The following is a 20,902-nucleotide window of genomic DNA, read 5'->3' on the forward strand; positions in this document are numbered from 1 at the left end:
ATTCTGTTTGCTGCTGCTGATTGCGCCGCTTCTTGCGGGGTTGCTCGGACTCGGCTGGAGCGATCTGCTCGGCCGGAGCGGATTCCGTTTGCTGCTGCTGATTGCGCCGCTTCTTGCGGGGTTGCTCGGACTCGGCTGGAGCCGCCTGCTCGGCCGGAGCGGATTCCGTTTGCTGCTGCTGGTCGCGCTTCTTCTTTCTGGGCTGCTCTGCCTGCTGGCTTTGCGCGCAGGCCTCCGCCGACTCGCCCTCGGCGCAACTCGATTGCACTGGGATGAGCGGCGCTGCGGTACGTTGCACGGGGCTGAATGCGGCATTGCCTTGCAGCGGGAACGCGCCTAGCGGCGCGGACGCCATCAACAGGCCAAGCGCCGTGCCTGCCAGAATCCGTGGTTGGCGTTTCATCATAAACACTCCTTGTGGCGTCCCATCCCTGCCCAAACTTTCAGCAACCATGTTTGGTTCCTGTTTGTAGGTTCTAGCTGTGGCACAGGGCGATTGACCGGCGTTTTGAAGGCGACTTCATGTCATTCGTATGGTCCTGGCGCATGTTCCGGCGTATTGTCCCGGCGTATCGTTCGGACGAGGGTGCACGGTTGCCGTGCTTGACCTTGAAGCGTCCGAGGGCCACATGCCGACGATGGAAAAGCCATTCTGGAAGACCAAGACGCTCGAGGCGATGACCCCGGCCGAGTGGGAATCACTCTGCGACGGCTGCGGCAAATGCTGCCTGTCCAAACTCGAAGACGAGGACACCGGAGAGATCTACTGGACCAGCGTCGGCTGCCGGCTGTTCGACGCTGGAAGCTGCCGCTGCTCCGACTATGCCAACCGGCTGGCGCGTGTTCCGGATTGCGTCGGGCTGACGCCGCAGAATGTGCGCACCATCAGCTGGCTGCCCAAGACTTGCGCTTACCGGCTGGTGGCCGAGGGCCGCGATCTCTATTGGTGGCACAGGCTGGTGTCGGGAAGCGACGAGACCGTGCACGAGGCCGGCATCTCGATGCGCGGCCGGGTCAGCGCCAGCGAGACCGACCTTGCCGAGCCGGACGACTATTTCGACCATATGCTCGCGGACGAGCCTTAGGATTTTACCGCGAAATCGAGAATCCGGAACCGACGGCAAAACGGACGTTGTCCATCCACCATGCCCACCCTATGCAGCACCGCCGTCCATAACACCGGTTCCAGAAGCGAGAGACTATTCCGGTTCTGCCTCATGAACTGGAGATGAACGGCCGGTTCGCAAAAAATTCAGACAGACGGGTGCATTCTCCTCCCATCGGTTCGACGAAAACGTGTGGAAACCCTCAACAAGGAGAGAAGACAATGTTCAACACCATCAAGACGGCGGCTCTTTCGGCTCTTGTCGGCCTTGGCACGCTTGCTGCCATCCCCGCTCATGCTGACAGCATCTATCTCGGCTTCGGCAACAACCAGGATCCGCGCGTCGGCGTCTATACCGGCGACGAAGATGATGGTTACTATCGCGAACACCGCCGTCATGGCGGCTGGCGCCGGTCCTGTTCGCCGGAGCGTGCCATCGACAAGGCCGAACGCATGGGCCTGCACCGCGCCCGCATCATCGACATCAACCGCCGCACGGTCAAGGTCGCCGGCCGCCAGTATGGCGACCGCGTCGTGATCGTATTCGCCAACGAGCGCGGCTGTCCGATCATCTATCGCTAAGGTCTTCGGGCCTGCGGCCGGCTGACTTGCAGCCGGTAGAGTAGCGGAGCCCTTTCCGCCAGGAAGCGCGGCTCAAAAAACCCCGGAGGATCGATCCTCCGGGGTTTTTCATGCTGCAAGCGATGATCATTTCAATTCGAAAGTCACCGTCACCTGTGCGGTATAGGAATTTTCGCCGGCTTGCACCGGGACCGACGCACCGGCGGCATCGAATGCCTTGGCGTTGATCGGCATCGGCGGTGGTGCGAAATTCTGGTCGGTGATTTCCAGGACCCGGCCGATGCCGACGCCGGCCGCTTCGGCCAGCGTCTTGGCCTTGGCCATGGCATTGGCGACGGCCTTCTTGCGCGCCTCGGTGACGGCTGCCGCCGGATCGTCGTTGGAGAAGGAGATGCCGCCGCCCTGGTTGACGCCGAGCGACACCGCCTTATCGAGAATGTCGCCGGTCTTGTCGATGTCTCGGATGCGCACCGAAAGCGTGTTGGTCACCTGGTAGGCGACAAGCTCGGCCTCCTGGCTGCCGTCGGGCTTGTTGGTGTAGTTATAGCGCGGATTGATCTGGATGCCCGCGGTCTGCAGGTCGCGCTCCTTGATGCCGGACGATTTCATGGCAGCGATCACTGCGGCCATGGCGTCGTTATTGGCATCGAGCGCTGCACGTGCCGTCTTGGCTTCGCGCATGACGCTGAGCGTCAGCAGAGCCAGATCGGGTGCTATCGCCGCCTCGCCTTCACCGGTGACGACGATACGCGGCGGCGGTGGCGAATCGGCGGCGGCCGCGATCGCCGGAAATGCGATTGCGGCGGCAATCGCCAGGGGCAAAATACGTCTGGTCATGAAATCTCCTCGATCTGGGATCCCAAGACAGCCGAGTGTTGGCCGGCGTCCAATGGGCGACGTGCAATAGGTTATCAATATGGGCTGATTTGGGCGATCTCTGCCAGCCCCCTTGGAACGCCTGCTCGGAAAGGCCTCGGAAAGCCTTGTGCGGTTCAGGGAAAAACACTAATCCAGCGCCGTGGGGCCTGTAGCTCAATGGTTAGAGCCGGCGGCTCATAACCGCTTGGTTGGGGGTTCGAGTCCCTCCGGGCCCACCATTGGCTTTTGTGGCCGTTGATTTAATTGGATTTTTTGGCCATTTTTGTCCCACCTCTTTCAACCCCCTCAGAAAGTGGGACAATTTTGTTCTCTTTTCGATCGATAACCAGCAGGTATTTCGCCGCTCTCGCTACCTTCCGGCGACGCGCTTTCTTGATGTAGTGGTCGGGCTGCTGGTACGTAGTCCACCCATATATCGCCTTCAGCTGCTCGTGCGTCGCGCCGTTCTCAGCGGCGATCGTCGCGCCGGCCTTGCGAATTCCATGAGCACTGCAGTGCGGCAGCTCAGCTTGATCACACCACTGGCGCATCTTGTTGCCCAGACCGTTCTCCGAGAACGGGCGACCATACTCATTGACCAGGAAGGTCATCTGGTCGGAGGGCGTGTGCTCAAGTTCCGCCTCTAGTTCGGGCAGAAGCGGGAGCTCCACCAACACCGCATCCTTGTTACGACTGGTCTTCCCAGGCTTAATTCTGATCCACTTCTCCCACTGCTCGGTCTCCTCGTTGTAGACGAGCGTGATGTGCTGTCGACCGAAGATCGCGACGTCGGACAACCGCAGGCCAGTAAACATGAAGATCGAGAGCGCACGTCTGGCTGCGGTACCCAGCGGATGCCGCTTCTCATATTGAACGATCTCCGACACGTCCCATGGGTGCCAGCCGTCGCCGCTCTTTAGCCGTCTGATGCCGCGGGCGGGATTGGAGTCGACGCCCGGAATCTCTGTGTCCTTTGCCCACTCAAACATCGCGCTGATGGCTTTTACGATATTGTTTGCCGCGCCAAGGGCGTCGAGCCTGGTGTCCCTGATCTCCTTAACATGAGACCGTTTCATACCGGCGAATGGCAGAGATCCCTTGGTGGGATACTGAGGATCCGGGTCACCTTCGAGGGGATGAGGTAATTCGCATACGCGCTCCAGAATTGCTCGTCGGCGCGCCATAGTGTCTTGGGTGATTTCCGTGCCGCCCCGACGGTAATACTCCTGGCAAAGCCACAGCAACGTGCCTTTCTTCGCTGGCTCGGAAGGCTTGGGGAGGCGCCGGCAAATCTCGGGAAGAGTGCCGGGCCGAACATAAGTGACCTCGGCGCGCGCGCACCGCAGTTCCTCGAGGAACTCGTCGCTGCCGGTCGGTTCACGGAGCCGGACCTTCTTCCGACCCGGTGCGCGAAAATAGTACCGATCATTGCCGTGGCGATCAGTGTCCTTCACTACGCCCTTAAGATCGATTTTCACGGGCTCATCCGTCATGTTCGTGGTTTTCGATCCCAAGGATTGTCTAGTGGCGGCGAATCTTCGTCAAGCTTTGGTGCTCCTCCGATTTGGCGGTGAGGGAGCTTTCGAAAGGCCAATACAAGTTCCTCGACGTCCCAAACAATGCGCCCCTTGCTCGGCATTCGTGGCTGGGGCATCCGGCCGTCCTGGACCATTTCATCAAAGGTCGTTGAGCTTACGCCGATGAACGTCGCAGCCTGCTCGCGATTGATTCCTACCGGCGGGAGCGAGGGCGGCAAGACGCTCGGGGTGCGTAGCATCGGTTTAGCGCGTTGAAAGCGCGTTTTTGACGCCTGCCTGTCTTCCTATGTACCTGTCCGAATATTGCAGACGCTCAATCATGTCCTAGCCCTGTGCTTGCAGGCTCACCCTAGGTCTCCAGACCTCAGGATCGCTCAAGACACCGGATTCTTTTCCAGCCTTTGTGTACGATGATGGGTATCTTAATGCGCTAGAGGCCAAGAACTGAATGGTCGGCGACTTGGAAGGGCAAAATGACCGTGGAACCACGAATCTGAGTCAGAGGCGGAATCATGGCTGTGGTTTCAGACGGTTATGACTCTCATGCATGCGTAACAACCAACAAGAATACCAACAAAATGTTTCTGTGGTTACTTTCATTCCTCATGGAATGCGCGACTGATTTGGTCCGACAGCGGCTTCACAAAATAAGAAAGCGCCGTACGCTCGCCCGTCTGGATCATCGCTTCGGCCGGCATGCCGGGCACGAGCGTCAGGTCCTTGAGCTTCGTCAGTTCCGCATGCGGAACCGACAGACGCACCAGGTAATACGAAACGCCGTTTTTTTCGTCCGTCGCCAGATCGGCTGCGATCCGGCTGACATATCCGTTCAATACCGGCGTGGTCCTCAGATTGAAGGCTGACATCCGCAGCACGGCCTTGTGACCAAGCTGGATTTGGTCGATGTCCTTCGGGGTGATTCGTGCTTCAAGCGCAAGATCGTCGCCTTCCGGCACGATTAGCATAATCGGATCGGCGGGCGTGATCACTCCTCCGACCGTATGAACTGCGAGTTGTTGAATGGCGCCTGACTGCGGCGCGACAATATCGATCCGTCGCAGTTCCTGTTCAGCCGCCACCTTGCGCTCAACATACTCCCCAACCTGCGCCTGAACCTCTCTGAGCTCCTGGCCGACTTCCGTCTTGAAATCCGGATCGATCTGCAGGATCTGCAGGCGCGTTTCGGCTATGCGGGCTGCCGTCTGTGCCTGATGTGCAATCTTCTCACCGCGTTCGCCGCCGAAAGTGGCAACCTGCGTCTTCAGACTGTTCAAGCGTTGGTCCGAGACAATGCCTTGGTCGCGCAGCCCACTCAGGGCAGCAATTTCCTTTTGGAGGATCTCGGTGCTTTTCTCACAAGCGATTGCCTGCGCCTTGAGCCCCTCGATCTCGTGCTCATATTGAGTGATGCGTTCCGCTAGCTGCGCCTGCCTTCCGTCGCGGGATTGTCTGCGGAATTCGAACAGCCGCGTCTCGCCATGTACTGCCGAAGCTACGTCCGGAACATCTCTGCGGGCGAGCAGCCAGTCCGGGAAGGCGATCTCCGCCAGATCGTCACGCTCAGCTTCGAGTCGTGCCAGGTTGGCGGCCAGCTCATCGAGCCGCTTGGTGACTACAGCGAGAGTGGCGCGCGTCTGGGTGGCGTCGAGCCGCATGAGGATGTCGCCGGCTTTTACTTTATCACCTTCGCTCACCAGGATTTCTCCCACCACCCCGCCGGTCGGGTGCTGCACCTTCTTCACATAGGAATCGACGACAAAGTGTCCGGACGCGACAACCGCGCCGGAGAGATTCGTGAAGGCCGCCCAGGCTCCGGCTCCTCCCACAAAGATCACGCTCGCCAGCAGGCCCGCCACCAGGTGCCGGCGAATGGACCTGGAAACGTCATTGTTCTGATGAATGCCGGACACCGGGATCCTCCATGTCAGCGCGCTCGTTATCCTGTGTAGACTCGATGGCCTTGACCCCAGCGCCTGATGCCATCGCTGCCCCCTTAAGGACTTTGGAAAGCGCCTCATCACGCGCACCGAATGCTCGCTGCCGTCCACCTTCCATCACCAACACCAAATCCACGGCGCGGATGGCGCTCGGCCGATGGGCAACGACAACCGCAATGCCCTTGCGCTCGCGCACGGAGGCGATCGCCTTGACAACCGCAGCCTCGCCTTCCGCATCGAGATTGGCATTGGGTTCATCCAGCACAACAAGGAAAGGGTCTCGATAAAGAGCACGGGCAAGACCGATACGCTGGCGCTGCCCGGCGGAAAGTGCCGATCCGGCCTCACCAATCGGAGTTTCGTAGCCGTGCTCAAATCGGAGGATCAGTTCGTGCGTGCCCGCTGCTTTCGCCGCGGTGACAATAGCCTCAGGGTCAGGATTATCTTCAAAACGAGCGATGTTTTCGGCAATGGTGCCGTCGAATAGTTCAACACCTTGCGGCAAATAGCCGATATGACGGCCTAGCGCTTCCCGGTCCCATTGATCGAGGCTTGCGCTGTCGATGCGAACCTTTCCGGCGACCGGCGACCATGCGCCGACGATGGCGCGCGAGAGTGTCGACTTGCCCGAACCCGATGCACCGATGATCCCGAGTGCGCTTCCCGCCTGAACGGCAAACGCAAGGCCGGTCACGGTCGGCTTCCTTTCGCCGGGCGGAACGATTGTCACGCCTTCGAGGCGGAGTTCGCGTTCAGGTGCAGGCATTGGCATAACAGGAGCGGTTTCAGGAACCTTTCCCAAGAGGTCCTCCAGCCGCGCCCAACCCTGGCGCGCCATGAGGAAGGGTTTCCAGCTTGAAATGGCCAGATCGACCGGAGCCAGCGCACGCCCCATCGTGATCGAACTGGCAATCATGACCCCGGCCGTAGTCTCCTGCCTGATGACAAGGTACGCGCCGACGGCAAGAATGGCCGATTGCAGCAGCACGCGCAGCGACTTTGAAATGCCACCCAGCCCACCTGCCACGTCCCCGACTTTCCGGTTGGCGGCCAGATACTTGGCATTGGCCTTGTGCCATCGGGCAGCGATCCGCTTTGCGAGACCGAGAGCTTGCACGACCTCGGCATTGCGGCGCGCTGCTTCCAGTAGACCATTGCGTACCATGTTGTGGTCAATGGTATCGCGTATCGGCCCTTGCGAGAGAGTGTTGGTAAGGAGTGTCAGAGATGTGAGACCGATCGCCCCGATAAGTGCCGTCATGCCGATCCAGAAATGAAAGAGGAAGCAAATGCCAAGATAAAGCAGCATCCATGGCAGATCGAAGAACGCTGTCGGGCCGTTTCCACCTAAGAATCCGCGAACATTGTCGAGATCGCGTAGCGGCTGCAAGCCGTCGCCCGGCATGCGCGTTAAAAGCGGAAGGCGAACGATCGCATCGTGAACGCGTCCGGAAAACTGTTCATCGAAACGCTCGCCAATCCGCAGCAGCACGCGGGCGCGCAAAACGTCGAGCAGGCATTGGAACGCATAAAGCCCTGCAGCAAGCACGACGAGCCCCACTAGCGTCGATACGCTGCCACTTGCCAGAACGCGGTCGTAGACCTGAAGCATGAACAGCGGCGAGATCAGCGCAAGCACGTTGACCACGCCGCTGATCAACAGAATTCCCCAAATAGCGGAAGTCAGAGGGAAAGGTCTCAAAGCTGAATCCTTCAAGGAATGGTTACTCACGTAGGTCTCCGTGAGGATCTGGCGACCCAGCTCCCTATATTGCTCCCCGAGCGGCAACCGACTGCATCCGCTCGCTGATTCAGGATCAGTGCTCCCGCCGAATGTGTTTGGTTTGGCATCTAATGGAGCGGGTCAACAACAACACCGTCCGGCTGAAGGTTTGGAAGGGCAACGTCATCGTGGCCGGCCGCAAGGGCCCGAACAGGCTTCCGCCTCCACGCCTTCAGGGAGATTTCGGTGTACGACCAGCGCGACGTGCAGGGCTTCGTCAAGCTGTACACGCTGCGACTGCTCCCGGGCGCCCCGGCCCATCGCAAGTAGCGGAAACGGAAGCGCCCGCCCCCGGGGGGCGGGGCGCTGTTCCGTATGGGTTTTCTGGATCAAACGAAGGTGAAGTCCGACGCGGTCAGGCCTAGGTCGGCCACGGTGACCACACCGCCCAGGTGGACGAATTCATGCGCGTTGTTGTCGGCGGTGACATAGGCCAGAGTTGCGACTCTGTCGGTGTAGCTGCTTTGGTAGACAATGATGTCGCCGGCGTGCTCGCCGGAGATCGCACTCGCGGCTTCAGAAGCAGAGTTGAAAGATTCGCCAGTGATTACCACGACGTGTTCGCCGTTCGCACCTGAGGCCGCACCACTGTAGAAGCTGCTCACCGGGTAGCCGGACTGTATGCTGGCGTTGTTGACGAAGTTCGCGCCAAAACCGTCATTGTAGAGGCCCACCGCATCGAAGGCGAACTTGTCCTCCGCCGGGTTGAAATCGGTGATAGTGGTAATGTCCGACTTCGACCCGACAACCCCAGGCACCGGATTGTGGAACTGGAACACGAACGTGTCACTGTCGGTGCCCCCGGTCAACGTGTCCTGGCCGTCACCCACGTAGAGGACATCCTGGCCGGGACCGCCGCTGAGCCTGTCATTGTCCTCACCGGAGACGCGCGGGTTGAAGCGGCCGTTGTCGCCGGAGAGATCGTCCCAGCCATCTCCGCCGAAGATGCGGTCGTTACCCTTGCCGCCGATGAGTCGGTCACTGTCCGGGCCACCCGAGATCTCGTCGTTGCCGCCACGACCGTCAATCCAGTCACCGCCCTGGAAACCCTCCATCCAATCGTCAAGCTCGGTGCCGATGAGTGTTTCGGCACCCGGGCCACCCTCGATAATCTTTGCCATCGAAAATACTCCTAATGATGCACCCTGCCTGACGCGTTCATATTGCTCATCGGATAATTAGAGAAATCGATTGCTTGGATAGACACACATTTACGAAATGGATGCATTCACGTTCACTTCGCCCTTCTGCTGAGCAGTTGCGGGCTCGCTGGCGGCGGGGACGCTGGTCGCCCAAGCAATCGATGAAGATTCGACACTCAAACCGGGACTAGGACGAACTTCGTAACGGGGCCGTCCTGGTTGGGCCCCAAACTTCTCTCTGTTTGCTCGACGCCGGCATACCCGCACCGTGAGCGCTGGACGAGGACAAGTTCCGCTGGCGGAGAACGGCGTGATCGGCTTGCCGCGCCGAAACTGATGGCGCTCGTCGAAGGCATGGACTGGACACGCGTTCGAGCCGAACGGCGACGGCGTCCGGCCGGAAGGCGGTGGCGAAGTGACTCAGGCGCAAAAGGCGGGCTTCAGGCCGTGCACAATAAGCTTCTGTCGGCGTCATGATGAGAAGCGCTTCGGCCCGTCCCCACGAAATCGATACGCTCAAGGCGATGTTCGTCGCCATGGCGGCGGAGAAGGCCGAACTGCAACAACTCCGGAGCGAAACACTCAAGGCCGAGATCGTCCGGATGGCGACACTCAACGAGCGTGCCCAGGTGAGGATCGCCGACCTTCATGGGATCGTCAAGCAGCTGGAGCGCGCCGCTTCGGTCGCAGCTCCGAGAAGCTCGAACGTGCCTAGCAGGCCTTCGCCTTCGAAATCCAGACCGGGCTCGGCGCGATTGAGTCCGAGCTCGAGGCCGCAAGACCGACAGGCGAGCCGCGACGTGCTGCGCGACCGCGCAAGGCGTTCCCGGCGCATCTGGAGCGGGTCGAGATCGTCATCCAGCCCGAGCCATGGAGGAAGAAGCGCTCCCGCAGCCAATCGTCCAGTCCGTCAAACGCGGTCGGCCGCACAGGCTTGCGAAACGGAACAGTCCCGCCCTCGCTTAGATACCGAGGCACCGTGTTGCGAGCGCACCCGAATTCGTTCGCCCGTCGGTTCCCCAGCCAAGCTCATGCAGCGGCAGCATCGCTGCCACCTCTTCAGGCTGAAGGATCTGCTCTCCCTGCATCGTTCTCGACAATGCAGGAATCGCCCAATCCCAATCGCCATCCATGCCTCCTCTCATAACCGAGGGGTCGTCGGCCGACAACTGAGACGTCCGGTGCTCTTAGGCGGGGTAATCATACGAGATGCCTCCTGCAACATCATTTCCCGCATCCATAGGCTTGCCGGATCATTATTGTGAAGCGCAGGCCATTGGACGGCCTCCGTGAATGCGGCAGGAAGTGGCGGCGGAAGTTCGACAATCCGCAGGGGTGTTAATTTTGCGAAATGCTGCGCCAGCCGTAAGGGCATTGTCCCGATGCGGTTGGTGCCTGATAGAAGGGGCGGGATCATGCTAAAGCCCTGTACGACGACCTCGATACGTCTCTCGAAACCGTTCTCGAGCAAATACCATTCCTCGATGGAGGGCTGCCGGGTGTCCCCGAATTTAAGCACAACCTGCCCCATCGACAAGTATCGGTCGAATGTAAGTGGCTCTGACAGCTGCTTGTTCGTGCCGCAGCCTACGCATACGAGCATATCTTCGAACAGGGCTGCGCGAGGATGTTTCGACATGAACACTTCGGGCATAATCAGAAAATCAACGTCGCCGCGCCGGAGAAGCTCCTCGGGGTCGTCGGAAATAAGCAGACATTCGAAGCGGACGGCGGGAGCTTCCCGCGCAGCACGCTTTACGATCTTCTTAAAAAATACGAGCGTGAGGTAATCGGAAAGGATGATGCGGAAGCGACGATCCGATCGGGCCGGGTTAAAGGCGTCCCAGGAAATAATCGACAGCTGGATGTGCAGCAATGCGTCCCGGACTGCTGTGGCGAGCCCCTCCGCGCGCGGTGTCAAAATGAGTTCGCGGCCGTTCATCGTAAATAGCTCATCGCTGAAATAGGCGCGTAACCGACCGACGGCGGCGCTCATGGCCGGCTGACTCAGGTTAATACTGCGGGCCGCGGCGGTGACTTTACGCTCCCTGATCAAAGCGTCCAGCACAACCAGGAGATTTAGATCGAGTCCCTTAAAACGCATGTATTGACCTATCCGACGCGTGGATGGGTATCGCCCAAAGAATCAATTTTACGAATGGTGAGTAGCGTCAACGCATCAGCCGACGACGAAATAGAGCAACCGATAGGAAGAACGGCAAAACCGTGTATATGCAAAGCGCGCCGATATGCAGGCCCATGCTGCCGGCCGGACGGCCAAGCATCGCCGGACGAATGAGGTCAATTGCATGTGCGAGCGGCAACAAGGAGGCGACGTCCTGAAAAGTGCCGGGCAATTGGTTGACCGGAAACATCGCGCCGCAAAGGAACAGCATGGGTGTTATAACAAGCGTATTATAAAATATGAAATATTCATAACTGGGCGCAAGCGCCGTGACGACCATCGCTAGACTCGCGAAGGCGAGGCCACTGAGAGCGATGACTGGCAGCAAGCAGAGGATGGATGGCCACGATGTGTAGCCGAGCGTGGTGGCAACAACAGTGATTGCTGTGCCCGCCATCAGGGCCTTGGTGGCTGCCCACGCCAATTCGCCGAGTAAGATATCGCCAAGCGTCAGCTGAGTGCACAACATTCCTTCCCAGGTGCGCTGGTTGTCCATGCGGCCGAAACTCCCGTAAACCGTTTCAGCAGTCGCCGATGCCATCGCGCTTGTGGCAACCATGCCAGCCGCGAGAAACGCAATGTACGACGTGCCCTCAATAGGACCTATCATTGTTCCGATGCCAAAACCGAGACCGAACAGATAGATCATCGGATCGGCGAGGTTGCCGAGAACCGATGCAAGCCCGATTTTCTTCCATCCAAGATAGTTGCGGCGCCAAACCGCGACCCAATTCCACGCATTGGCGGGCATGGCCGCCGCATAACGTTCGCCCATTGTTCAGTCCTCCATCTCGCGCCCGGTTAGCCGCAAGAACACATCCTCGAGATTGGGGGGACGCTGCAGAAGGCGCAGACCGGCGCGCCCGCGTAGCTGCACCAGCACCTGCTCCGGATCGGGTGCATAGCAAAAAAGCGTCTCACCGCTCACCTCGATGCGCTGTGCGTACGGCCGGATCAGCGCACCCAGTTCATGCGGATTGCCGCCGTAGACCTCGACCACGTCACAGCCGATCTGCTCGTCAATGAGTGCGGACGGGCGGCCTTCGGCGATCTTGCGCCCCTCCTCCATAACGCACAGCCGATCGCACAGCCGCTCGGCCTCTTCCATGAAATGGGTAGTCAAAAGAATAGTCTTGCCCCGCGCCAGCAGCGATCGCAGCCGTTCCCAGATCAGGTGGCGGGCCTGCGGATCGAGGCCGGTGGTCGGCTCGTCCATCACCAGCAAGTGCGGGTCATTGATCAGCGCACGCGCGAGCGTCAGGCGCCGCTTCATGCCGCCGGACAGTTCGGCGACGCGCGCATCCGCTTTGTTCTCGAGGCGGGCGAACTCAAGCAGCGATGGTATGACCGCTTCGATCTGGCGTCTGCTCATCCGGAAGTAGCGCCCGAACACCAACAGGTTCTCGCGTACAGTGAACGCGGTATCAAGATTGTCGAACTGCGGGACCACGCCGATGCGCATACGTGCCAAACGCGCGCGCGCCGGCACTGGAGCGCCGAGCACAGTAATCTTCCCCGCATCAGGCGATGTCATGCCGAGGACCATACGCGCAATCGTGCTTTTGCCCGCACCGTTCGGTCCCAGGAGCCCGAAGCATTCCCCCGCCGCAACGCGGAACGACAGTCTGTCGACAACGAGCTTGTCATAAGTTTTGCTTACGTCAGTAAGATCGATCGCTACCATGGACATGGGTTCATTTTACCGAGAGGGACGCCAAGACTGGCGGTTGCTTGGTTGCCTGCCGGACCTGAAACTGTGACTCGTCTTCGCCATCCCAGCCGTCGATAACGAACTGATCGACATCACAAGGATTTAGCCCCTGTTCCGCCAAAGCGGCGACAATTGCGTCGAGATTATCGATGGTTTGATAACGCGGATTGTTGTGCCGCTTTTCCTGCTCAACGCAGAAGACGAGCCGTCCATCCTCGACAAGGGCGATCGCCCCATCATGGGTCAGCTTGGTACCACAGATGCGCATAGTGTCTCCACGTTAACGGCGATAGATTCGATTGATCAGGAAGCGGAAAGCGGGTTCCGGAAACGGACGAGCAAGCAGTCTTCGTTGACCGACTCGCCCCGACACTCAAGACGCTCTACCTCGATCAACGTTTCGTTCAGCATGGCGATGACCGGCTCAGCACCAGCGGCGTGACCCCAGCGACGGCAATTAGCATCCCTTGCCGATCCGAAGATCAGATGCCCGCCTGGCGCAAGCACCCGCACCAGGTTTTTGACGGCCGCGCGCATCTCGGCTATGTCTTCGAGGTAGTATAGGACCTCCGCCACAACGATCAGGTCAAACAACTCGTCGGTCGAAAACTGTTGAACATCGGAGACTATCCAGTTGATGCGCGACGGCTCCTTTATCCGTTGACGTGCTCGAGCAATCGCTTGCGCCACGACATCGATGACGGTGAGCCCTTGGCAGTTGGGAGCTAATTTTTCCGTGAATGCGCCGGCAGCGCACCCGACTTCGAGGGCATTTGTAATGGAGCCTTGGGCAAGCGCCAGCTGGAGCATTTGCGTGTGGCGCTCCCGCTCGAACGGATTGCCGTCGAGGCGCCACGGATCGTCTGCGGCCAATTCCCGATCGAGCAACTGATGATTCATGTTCTGGGTCAAACTCGTCCACCTCTCGTCCACCTAGGTAATTAGCGATCACTCGTCGCCGCAGATGTTGCTCGACAGCGCTAATCCCGAAGAATCCGCGCAAGATTGAGCCTGCGAAGCGGAGCCGCATGCGGTGAGAATTCTGCCCTGCTTGATCCAGTGATCGGAGTTTGGGTGGGGGGCCTGTTTTCCCCCAGTGTTCGATGTAGGGACAGCAGAGCTTCGCGACAGCCAATCGCTATTGCTCAATGTACACAGCGCGTAGGCCTTCAAGGGAAGTAAGAGAAAGATGTTGATGAACGTGTGCAGGGAAAAGCCCAGAAATCGAAACTGTCGAGCACGAAATGCTACCACGCTGCATCGGAGCATGGTCATGGACACAATCATCAGTCCTGTCCACCAAGGCACAGTGCCTGTCAGTGCGAAATGTGCGAGGCCCGTTAGTACCGATAGGGCGAGGAGTAGCGGCCCGAGATTCTGTCCGACCACGTCCAACGTGAGATAGCTATTGAGGCCGGGCAGCAAGCGCAGCCCAAGCAGCGTGTCCCGGAATGTGCTTCGTGCCCAACGGAGTTGTTGGCGCAGATACGGTCCGAGTCTGTTCGGAACGACTGTGGCCGCGATGGCGCCCGGAACGTACTCGGTTCGAAAGCCTGCTTTCAGCATGAGGATAGTGAGATGGCGATCCTCCCCGAAGTCGCTTGGCTTGCCCCGAAAAAATTGCGACTCGTACTGGTCCAGTAACAAAAGGAGCGCAGACCGGCGGTACATGGCACATGGGCCGCAACAGCACATAACGGCACCGAAGCGAGCCTGTGCCGCGCGCTCCTCGTTGCAAGCCAGCCAGTACTCCATGTCTATCAGCCTTGTCAGCCAGCTCTCGCTCCGGTTACTGGCAATCAACTGACCCATGACTGCGCCGACCGCTGGATCTCGCATCTTCGGTACAAGCTTGGTGATGACGTCGGGCGCGAGTATCGTGTCTGAATCAACGTTAAGCACCAAATCCCCGGATGAGCGGCGTATCGCGGCGATCTGCGCCTTGCGCTTTCCAACATTCTCGGGAAGCAAAATGATGTCGAACCTAGGGTCGCGCGCGTAGGTTTCGTGGACAGTTCCTACGGCTTCGCGATTTCCAGAACCGTCATCAACCACATAGACCCGAAGTCTTCCGGCGTATTCTTGGTCTGCAATGGACGCCAGGCACTCTGAAAGCGTGCGCGGATCCTCGTTGAAGCAGGGGACGATGACATCCACGCTGGGCAGTTGATCGGAGCCGACGAGATCCTCCAACGCCGATGAGTCGTTTGTCGGCAGAGCATAAATCCCCTGCATGCTCTTATAAGCAGTCGAGAGCAGTGCATAAAGCGAAATGGCCACAGTGCTGGTTGTACCAAGAAGAGTCATGGGATCTCGTTTGTTCAGTGATGTTGAGGAAGTGAGCGGATTACAAATCCGCGCTCATGAAGTGCTGGAATCAGACGGGACAGCGCCGTGACCGTCTGGTCGCGCAGACCGGCGTGAGCGCCCTGGCTCAACTCGCCGGGAGGGCATCCGTCGTGCAAGAGTACGATTGCGCCCGGCCGGACAGAGGCGAGCACGGTATCGATAATCGCGTCGACCCCAGGGCGAGACCAATCTCGAGGGTCGACGGACCAATGGAGGGCCGTCAGCCCGGCGATCTGTGACGCTGTGAAGATTTCTTCGCTCCAGGCGCCGTAGGGCGCGCGAATATAGCGCACCGAGGCCTGAGGGCACGCCCTCATGATGGCGCCGTTCGCTTCAAAAATCTCACGTTGCACTTCGCCGAAGCCGCATTTGTACAGATCCGGATGAGTCATCGTGTGGTTGCCTAGCTCGTGCCCTTCTGCAAACATTCGTTGGATTAGATCCGGGTGCTCTAAGGCGTAGGCGCCGATGACGAAGAAAGTCGCCGGCACCCGCTGCTCTGCCAGCACATCGAGAATCTCCGGTGTGAAAAGTGGATTGGGACCGTCGTCAAACGTCAGATAAACGCTGCGACGGCCGGTGCCGTCAGAGCACTCACGGCGCACTTCGTACAAGCAATCGGGACGGCTCATAGCTCTGGTCCGTTCCGATCGATCATCGTGCCCGTGGGCCATTCGCTGATCGGCCGTCCAACTGGCAGAACAATGGTGAGTGCGTCATCGATGCGTGTGGGCGGCAGGTCGAGGCGCGCCTCTGGTCGGGTGGAGCGCACGCGAATTCCCGACAAAACGGCCAAAGGGCTGTATCGCCGCGCGAACCTCTCAACATGATTCCGGAGCGCGTCCCGGACGGTTCCGAAAGCGAATGGAACGCCAAGCTCCTGCAGTATTGGAAGCATGACATGGATTGAATGGGCGATTCCGAGACCCTCAAGATCCGGACGTACCCCGTACAGGCCCAGCTCAGCCACCAACAGATCGACCGCGTCAACCTTGATGAAACGGCGCAGTATGCCCATGTGAGCCGCTACACCGCTCGAATCATAGGCGATTGCGCGGAGTTCAGGCCTGGCTCCGGCCCAGCTTCGACTACCTTCGAACGGTTCTGCGTTGGACGCCCCAGTCGGCCCGTAGGTATTACGAAAGAACTGGGCGAGCTCGACGTGGTCCGAGAGCTGCAACTCGTTTTCCCAGCACAATTTCCACTGCACCTGAGGGCGCATTCAGGACCTCTCTTCAAAATGGTTTCTTGCGGGCCGCATTACCCGGCCAAAGCGGCGGCGTTGTTGGCTGCACTCAACCGTTGTCGTTAGCGACGGTGAGCCAGCCGGTGGGGCTCGCCAATGAGCTCTCTCGATGTTCCCGCCCGTGTGGCGGCGCCGTCGATTTGAGCTTGACGTCGGTCATTTACGTTCCTCTAATGCATGGTTCGTAAATTCGTAAAATTGATTGTTTAGATGATGCCCATCCACACGCTGGATAGATCAGGATATGCGGTTTAAGGGGCTGGATCTGAATCTCCTCGTTGTGCTGGACGCTCTGATCAGGGAGCGTAAAGTCACTGCCGCGGCCAACAGTATTAACCTGAGCCAGCCGGCCATGAGCGCCGCCGTCGCTCGGTTACGCGCCTACTTCAGCAATGAGCTATTTACGATGAACGGCCGCGAGCTCATTTTGACACCGCGCGCGGAGGGGCTTGCCCCAGCAGTCCGGGACGCATTGCTGCACATCCAGCTATCGATTATTTCCTCCGACGCCTTTAACCCAGCCCAATCGGATCGTCTCTTCCGAATCATGCTTTCCGATTACCTCACGCTCGTGCTTTTTAAGAGGATCGTAGAGCGTACTGCGCGGGAAGCTCCCGCCGTCCGCTTCGAATGTCTGCCTATTTGCGACGACCCCGAGGAGCTTCTCCGGCGCGGCGACGTTGATTTTCTGATTATGCCGGAAGTGTTCATGTCGAAACATCCTCGCGCAGCCCTGTTCGAAGATATGCTCGTATGCGTAGGCTGCGGCACGAACAAGCAGCTGTCAGAGCCACTTACATTCGAGCGATACTTGTCGATGGGGCATGTCGTGCTCAAATTCAGGCACACCCGGCAGCCCACCATGGAGGAGTGGTATTTGCTCGAGCACGGTTTCGAGAGACGTATCGAGGTCGTCGTACAGGGCTTTAGCCTGATCGCGCCCGTCCTATCAGGCACCAACCGCATCGGGACCATGCCCTTACGGCTGGCGCAGCATTTCGCAAAAACAACACCCCTGCGGATTGTCGGACTTCCGCCGCCACTTCCTCATCCCGCATTCACGGAGGCCGTCCAATGGCCTGCGCTTCACAATACTGATCCGGCAAGCCTGTGGATGCGGGAAATGATGTTGCAGGAGGCATCTCGCCTGGCGCCTTTGCCTGAAAGCTATTGAGCGTCTCGGGCTTCCTGGAGGCGGTCGCGATCGCGTAGGAGCGGTTGCCATTCGGGCGTCAGGCCTTTGGCTCGGCAGAGCGGCGCAGTTCCTTGCTGAGTACGAGGGCCAGGAACGAGCAGAACACATGCCCGGGTTGGTGCTGAGTTGACTGCCGCCTCCGATTTCGCGTGCGAAGTCCCAGAAGATGTCTAGCCCCACTCAAATGCCAACTTTGCCGGCCTTGCCGCGGCTTTTCACGCGCGGCCAGGCGAGGAGATGCCGGTCGACGAGGTCAATCCCAATGGACTGTGCCGGCCTCGCTCGGCTACTGGCGTGAGGCATCCTTGACGACACCGCCCTGCACCGACAACGTCGAGATGTTGGCAATGAAGCCGGTCGCGATTGACGCTGCGGATGTAGGGAATTTACCTCGCGCTTCCGCCTGAACGCGCGGCCGATCCGTTCACTCAATCGGCGCTTTCATCCTTGGCCGCGGCTGAGGCCTGTGGGGTGCGGCTACCCCGCGTGGATGGGATAATCAATCAACTTTCTCTCATTCATGAAAGGAAACTCCCCGCTTACGATAGAAGCCATCAGTTTCATATATTTTCCGGCAGATGGATGTCGAACGGCAGAAATGTCTGTCCTGGTGTTTCAGCAGTGCCGGTCTCGATAGCCCGCGTCATCAGCGTTATCAGCTCCTGGGAAAGCCGGCGCATTGGCGTGGCGACCGCCATCGTGATGATGTTATCAGCGAGTGCCGCCCGAGATTCCGGCGTGATTTCATTCACGATCGCGACGAGATCGCGACTTTTACCCTCTTCCCGGACCGCGGAGATGGCGCCCTCCATGCCGCCCCCGGCGACATAGAAGCCGACGAGCTCGGGTTCCCGCTGCATGAGATCAAGCGTTGCCTCGTAGGTGACCTGCCGTTTCTCCAGGTTCACAAGCGGATCGAGCACCTCGAACGTCGGCGCGTTCTCACGGCAATAGGAGCGAAAGCCGACGTCACGGAGCTCGTGCCCCTGGAAACGATGGCTACCGACAAACACCGCCACCTTGCCGGGCCGTTTTGCGACCTTGGACACCATCCAAGCGGCCGTGCGCCCCACCTTGCGGTTGTTGAGGCCGATATAGCCCTGTCGCACGCCGGCGGCGAAGTCGGAAAGCAGCGAGAAAACCGGAATGCCTTTGGCCTTGAGGTCCTCAACCGCTGCTGTAATTTTTGGGTGGTCCGGTGCCACCATCGCGATCGCATGGCAGCGTGCGCCCAAATCCTTGAGCGGTGCGATTAGGTCGCTCGGCATATGTGACGGGGCGAATTGGATGAGCGGAATGCCGTGGAAGGACTGGGCCAAATTGACCGACGCTTTGACCTCGCGCGCAAAGTCTTGGTAGAAATGCTGGGCCGGTTTTCTCAAGATGAAGCCCAGACGGTAGCACGGTAGGTCTCGCCGTAAGCGCTGCTTGATGAGCCCGGCAGCATGATAGCCGATCGCGTGGGCGGCGTCGTGGACCCGCCGCGCGGTCTCCTCGCGCACCGGATGGCGGGCGTTCAGAACCCGATCGACCGTTGCTACGCTGACTCGGGCTTCGCGGGCGAGATCGGTAATTGTGGGGCGCTTGGTCATGGGTCCTATTCTGATTGGTTTTTGACGCAGGCTGGCTCTCTGTCACCTAGCGCGATTCGACAATGCTTTCGGGTGGGCAAAGTGAAGACGCCCGCATACTGAATGATCGACAGCGTATTGGACTACTCCAGACGTAGACCGGCCGGGTATAACGGAAGGTTCATTCGCTTAGGGCGGCGATGATTTGCACTCACACATTTAGCGCTTCTGATACATGGTCCGTGAGGCGCCGTTTAGAGCCTGCGAGTCGATCGTTCAGGTCATGTGACCAGCTTGGCGAAACCGGTCGCGGTGCGTCGCCCTTACTCGGCGGAGGATAGCCGGTTTGATGCCTCGGCAAGCTGATGACCGCAGAAGGCGGCTTTCATCTGCGCTTGGTCCAATTCTCCTTCCCAGCGGGCGACGACGAGGGATGCCACTGCGTTACCAACGCAATTCGTCAACGCCCGGCATTCGGACATGAAGCGGTCGATGCCGAGTATCAGGGCCATCCCAGCAACGGGAACACTCGGAACTACGGCGAGCGTAGCAGCCAGGGTGATGAAGCCCGCACCTGTCACACCTGCAGCGCCCTTGGAGGAAAGCATCGCAACGAGCAGCAGCAGCACCTGATCGCCGATTGACAGATCGGTGTTCGTCGCCTGCGCGATGAAGAGGGCCGCCAGGGTCATGTAGATATTCGTGCCGTCCAGATTGAACGAATATCCGGCCGGGATGACGAGACCCACAACCGAACGCCTGGCGCCCGCCTTCTCCATCTTCTGCATGAGCGAGGGGAGCGCGGCCTCCGAGGAGGACGTTGCGAGGACAAGCAGCAGCTCTTCCTTGATGTAGCGAATGAGAGAACAGATCGAAAAGCCGTTGTAGCGGCAGACCGCGCCGAGAACCCCGAACACGAAGAGGAAGGCGGTGAAATAGAACGTCGCGACCAGCATCGCGAGGTTGACGACCGAACCGATGCCATATCTACCGATGGTGAAGGCCATTGCGCCGAAAGCGCCGATCGGCGCGGCTTTCATCAGAATGCCGACGAGCTTGAAGACAGGCGCGATGAGCGCCTGAAGGAAGGAAACGACAGGCTTGCCCGTCTCTCCGGCCATCGCGAGCGCCATGCCGAACAGAACCGAGAAGAACAGCACCTGCAGGATGTCGCCTTCCGCGAAGGCACCGACAATCGTTGGCGGGATGATGTTCATCAGGAAGCCGGTGACCGACTGCTCGTGGGCCTTTGCGGCATAGGTATTCACGGCCTGGACATCGAGCGAGGCCGGATCGATGTTGAGGCCGGCGCCAGGCTGGACGACATTGGCGACGATGAGGCCGACGATCAGCGCCAGCGTCGAGAAGGTGAGGAAATAGACCATTGCCTTGCCGGCGACCCGGCCGACCTTGTGAAGATCGTTCATGCCGGCAATGCCGGTCGCAATTGTCAGGAAGATGACAGGCGCGATGATCATCTTGACCAGCTTGATGAAGGCATCACCCAGCGGCTTCAGGCTCTCGCCGGTCCCCGGATAGAAATAGCCAATTGCGATGCCGAGGGCGATGGCGGCAAGCACCTGCGCGTAAAGCTTGGCATAGAAGGGTTTGCGGGGCGCGGGACTCGCGCCGCGGACTTGTGCAGCTGACACTGTTTCTCTCTCCCTGACCGAATCGAGGTGGCGTGACTTCTCCCGGGC

General features: G+C 59.4%; 17 protein-coding genes, 1 tRNA gene and 3 pseudogenes. 4 read left to right on the plus strand and 17 right to left on the minus strand.

Annotated elements, in window-relative coordinates:
* Positions 1-406 (minus strand): annotated as a pseudogene (locus tag NKI52_RS29715) (OmpA family protein); the annotation flags it as partial.
* Positions 407-638: 232 nt separating this feature from the next.
* On the opposite strand from NKI52_RS29715, the gene NKI52_RS29720 reads away from it, so the two are divergent.
* Positions 639-1,085, plus strand: a complete 447-nt coding sequence (locus tag NKI52_RS29720) for a YcgN family cysteine cluster protein (protein ID WP_023678278.1) — start codon at positions 639-641, stop codon at positions 1,083-1,085.
* 242 nt (positions 1,086-1,327) lie between these two features.
* The gene (locus tag NKI52_RS29725) at positions 1,328-1,687 is read left to right on the plus strand and encodes a hypothetical protein (protein ID WP_023678277.1); all 360 of its coding nucleotides are present in this window, start codon (positions 1,328-1,330) and stop codon (positions 1,685-1,687) included.
* A 126-nt stretch (positions 1,688-1,813) separates the two neighbouring features.
* Here the strand turns inward: NKI52_RS29725 and NKI52_RS29730 are convergent, their stop codons facing one another.
* Positions 1,814-2,524, minus strand: coding sequence for an SIMPL domain-containing protein (locus tag NKI52_RS29730; RefSeq protein ID WP_023678276.1), 711 nt, complete (start codon positions 2,522-2,524; stop codon positions 1,814-1,816).
* 184 nt (positions 2,525-2,708) lie between these two features.
* On the opposite strand from NKI52_RS29730, the gene NKI52_RS29735 reads away from it, so the two are divergent.
* Positions 2,709-2,784, plus strand: a tRNA-Ile gene (locus NKI52_RS29735).
* Positions 2,785-2,805: 21 nt separating this feature from the next.
* On the opposite strand, the gene NKI52_RS29740 is transcribed toward NKI52_RS29735, so the two are convergent.
* From NKI52_RS29740 to NKI52_RS29800, 13 genes and pseudogenes are all read right to left on the minus strand, one after another.
* On the minus strand, positions 2,806-4,023 hold the full coding sequence (locus tag NKI52_RS29740) for a tyrosine-type recombinase/integrase (RefSeq protein WP_352457555.1): 1,218 nt from the start codon (positions 4,021-4,023) through the stop codon (positions 2,806-2,808).
* A gap of 656 nt (positions 4,024-4,679) precedes the next feature.
* Positions 4,680-5,993, minus strand: coding sequence for an HlyD family type I secretion periplasmic adaptor subunit (locus tag NKI52_RS29745; RefSeq protein WP_352548197.1), 1,314 nt, complete (start codon positions 5,991-5,993; stop codon positions 4,680-4,682).
* Positions 5,968-7,737, minus strand: a complete 1,770-nt coding sequence (locus tag NKI52_RS29750) for a type I secretion system permease/ATPase (RefSeq protein WP_352700548.1) — start codon at positions 7,735-7,737, stop codon at positions 5,968-5,970. Before NKI52_RS29750 ends, NKI52_RS29745 begins: the two co-directional genes overlap by 26 nt.
* Before the next feature lie 395 nt (positions 7,738-8,132).
* Positions 8,133-8,924 (minus strand): calcium-binding protein, encoded by a 792-nt coding sequence (locus tag NKI52_RS29755; RefSeq protein ID WP_352483785.1) that lies wholly within the window; start codon positions 8,922-8,924, stop codon positions 8,133-8,135.
* An 891-nt stretch (positions 8,925-9,815) separates the two neighbouring features.
* Positions 9,816-10,078 (minus strand): annotated as a pseudogene (locus tag NKI52_RS29760) (hypothetical protein); the annotation flags it as partial.
* A gap of 8 nt (positions 10,079-10,086) precedes the next feature.
* Positions 10,087-11,049: a LysR family transcriptional regulator gene (locus tag NKI52_RS29765; RefSeq protein WP_352483784.1), complete on the minus strand. Its 963-nt coding sequence runs from the start codon at positions 11,047-11,049 to the stop codon at positions 10,087-10,089.
* 67 nt (positions 11,050-11,116) lie between these two features.
* Entirely contained in the window at positions 11,117-11,905 is a 789-nt protein-coding gene (locus NKI52_RS29770) for an ABC transporter permease (RefSeq protein WP_352494954.1), read from the minus strand.
* 3 nt (positions 11,906-11,908) lie between these two features.
* A complete protein-coding gene (gene nodI / locus NKI52_RS29775; protein ID WP_023719311.1) occupies positions 11,909-12,820 on the minus strand; it encodes a nodulation factor ABC transporter ATP-binding protein NodI in 912 nt (303 codons plus the stop codon).
* 43 nt (positions 12,821-12,863) lie between these two features.
* A pseudogene (locus NKI52_RS29780) lies at positions 12,864-13,109 on the minus strand (carbamoyltransferase N-terminal domain-containing protein); the annotation flags it as partial.
* A 35-nt stretch (positions 13,110-13,144) separates the two neighbouring features.
* On the minus strand, positions 13,145-13,741 hold the full coding sequence (gene nodS, locus NKI52_RS29785; RefSeq protein ID WP_031194123.1) for a nodulation methyltransferase NodS: 597 nt from the start codon (positions 13,739-13,741) through the stop codon (positions 13,145-13,147).
* A gap of 48 nt (positions 13,742-13,789) precedes the next feature.
* Positions 13,790-15,148 carry a chitooligosaccharide synthase NodC gene (nodC, locus tag NKI52_RS29790; protein WP_352700528.1) on the minus strand — a complete coding sequence of 453 codons (1,359 nt, stop codon included), beginning with the start codon at positions 15,146-15,148 and terminating at the stop codon, positions 13,790-13,792.
* A 14-nt stretch (positions 15,149-15,162) separates the two neighbouring features.
* Positions 15,163-15,822: a chitooligosaccharide deacetylase NodB gene (gene nodB, locus NKI52_RS29795; RefSeq protein WP_352466666.1), complete on the minus strand. Its 660-nt coding sequence runs from the start codon at positions 15,820-15,822 to the stop codon at positions 15,163-15,165.
* The gene (locus tag NKI52_RS29800; RefSeq protein WP_352457034.1) at positions 15,819-16,412 is read right to left on the minus strand and encodes a NodA family N-acyltransferase; all 594 of its coding nucleotides are present in this window, start codon (positions 16,410-16,412) and stop codon (positions 15,819-15,821) included. Before NKI52_RS29800 ends, nodB begins: the two co-directional genes overlap by 4 nt.
* A 268-nt stretch (positions 16,413-16,680) precedes the next feature.
* Between NKI52_RS29800 and NKI52_RS29805 the strand changes: the two genes are divergently transcribed.
* Positions 16,681-17,610, plus strand: a complete 930-nt coding sequence (locus NKI52_RS29805) for a LysR family transcriptional regulator (protein ID WP_352494956.1) — start codon at positions 16,681-16,683, stop codon at positions 17,608-17,610.
* Between the two features lie 581 nt (positions 17,611-18,191).
* Here the strand turns inward: NKI52_RS29805 and NKI52_RS29810 are convergent.
* Complete coding sequence (locus tag NKI52_RS29810; RefSeq protein ID WP_352700529.1) at positions 18,192-19,223, minus strand: LacI family DNA-binding transcriptional regulator; 1,032 nt, start codon at positions 19,221-19,223, stop codon at positions 18,192-18,194.
* Between the two features lie 302 nt (positions 19,224-19,525).
* Positions 19,526-20,854 carry a dicarboxylate/amino acid:cation symporter gene (locus tag NKI52_RS29815; protein WP_352700530.1) on the minus strand — a complete coding sequence of 443 codons (1,329 nt, stop codon included), beginning with the start codon at positions 20,852-20,854 and terminating at the stop codon, positions 19,526-19,528.
* Between the last annotated feature and the right edge of the window lie 48 nt (positions 20,855-20,902).

It is taken from the genome of Mesorhizobium sp. M0590 (assembly GCF_040320905.1).
In the GTDB taxonomy this organism is placed as follows: Bacteria; Pseudomonadota; Alphaproteobacteria; order Rhizobiales; family Rhizobiaceae; genus Mesorhizobium.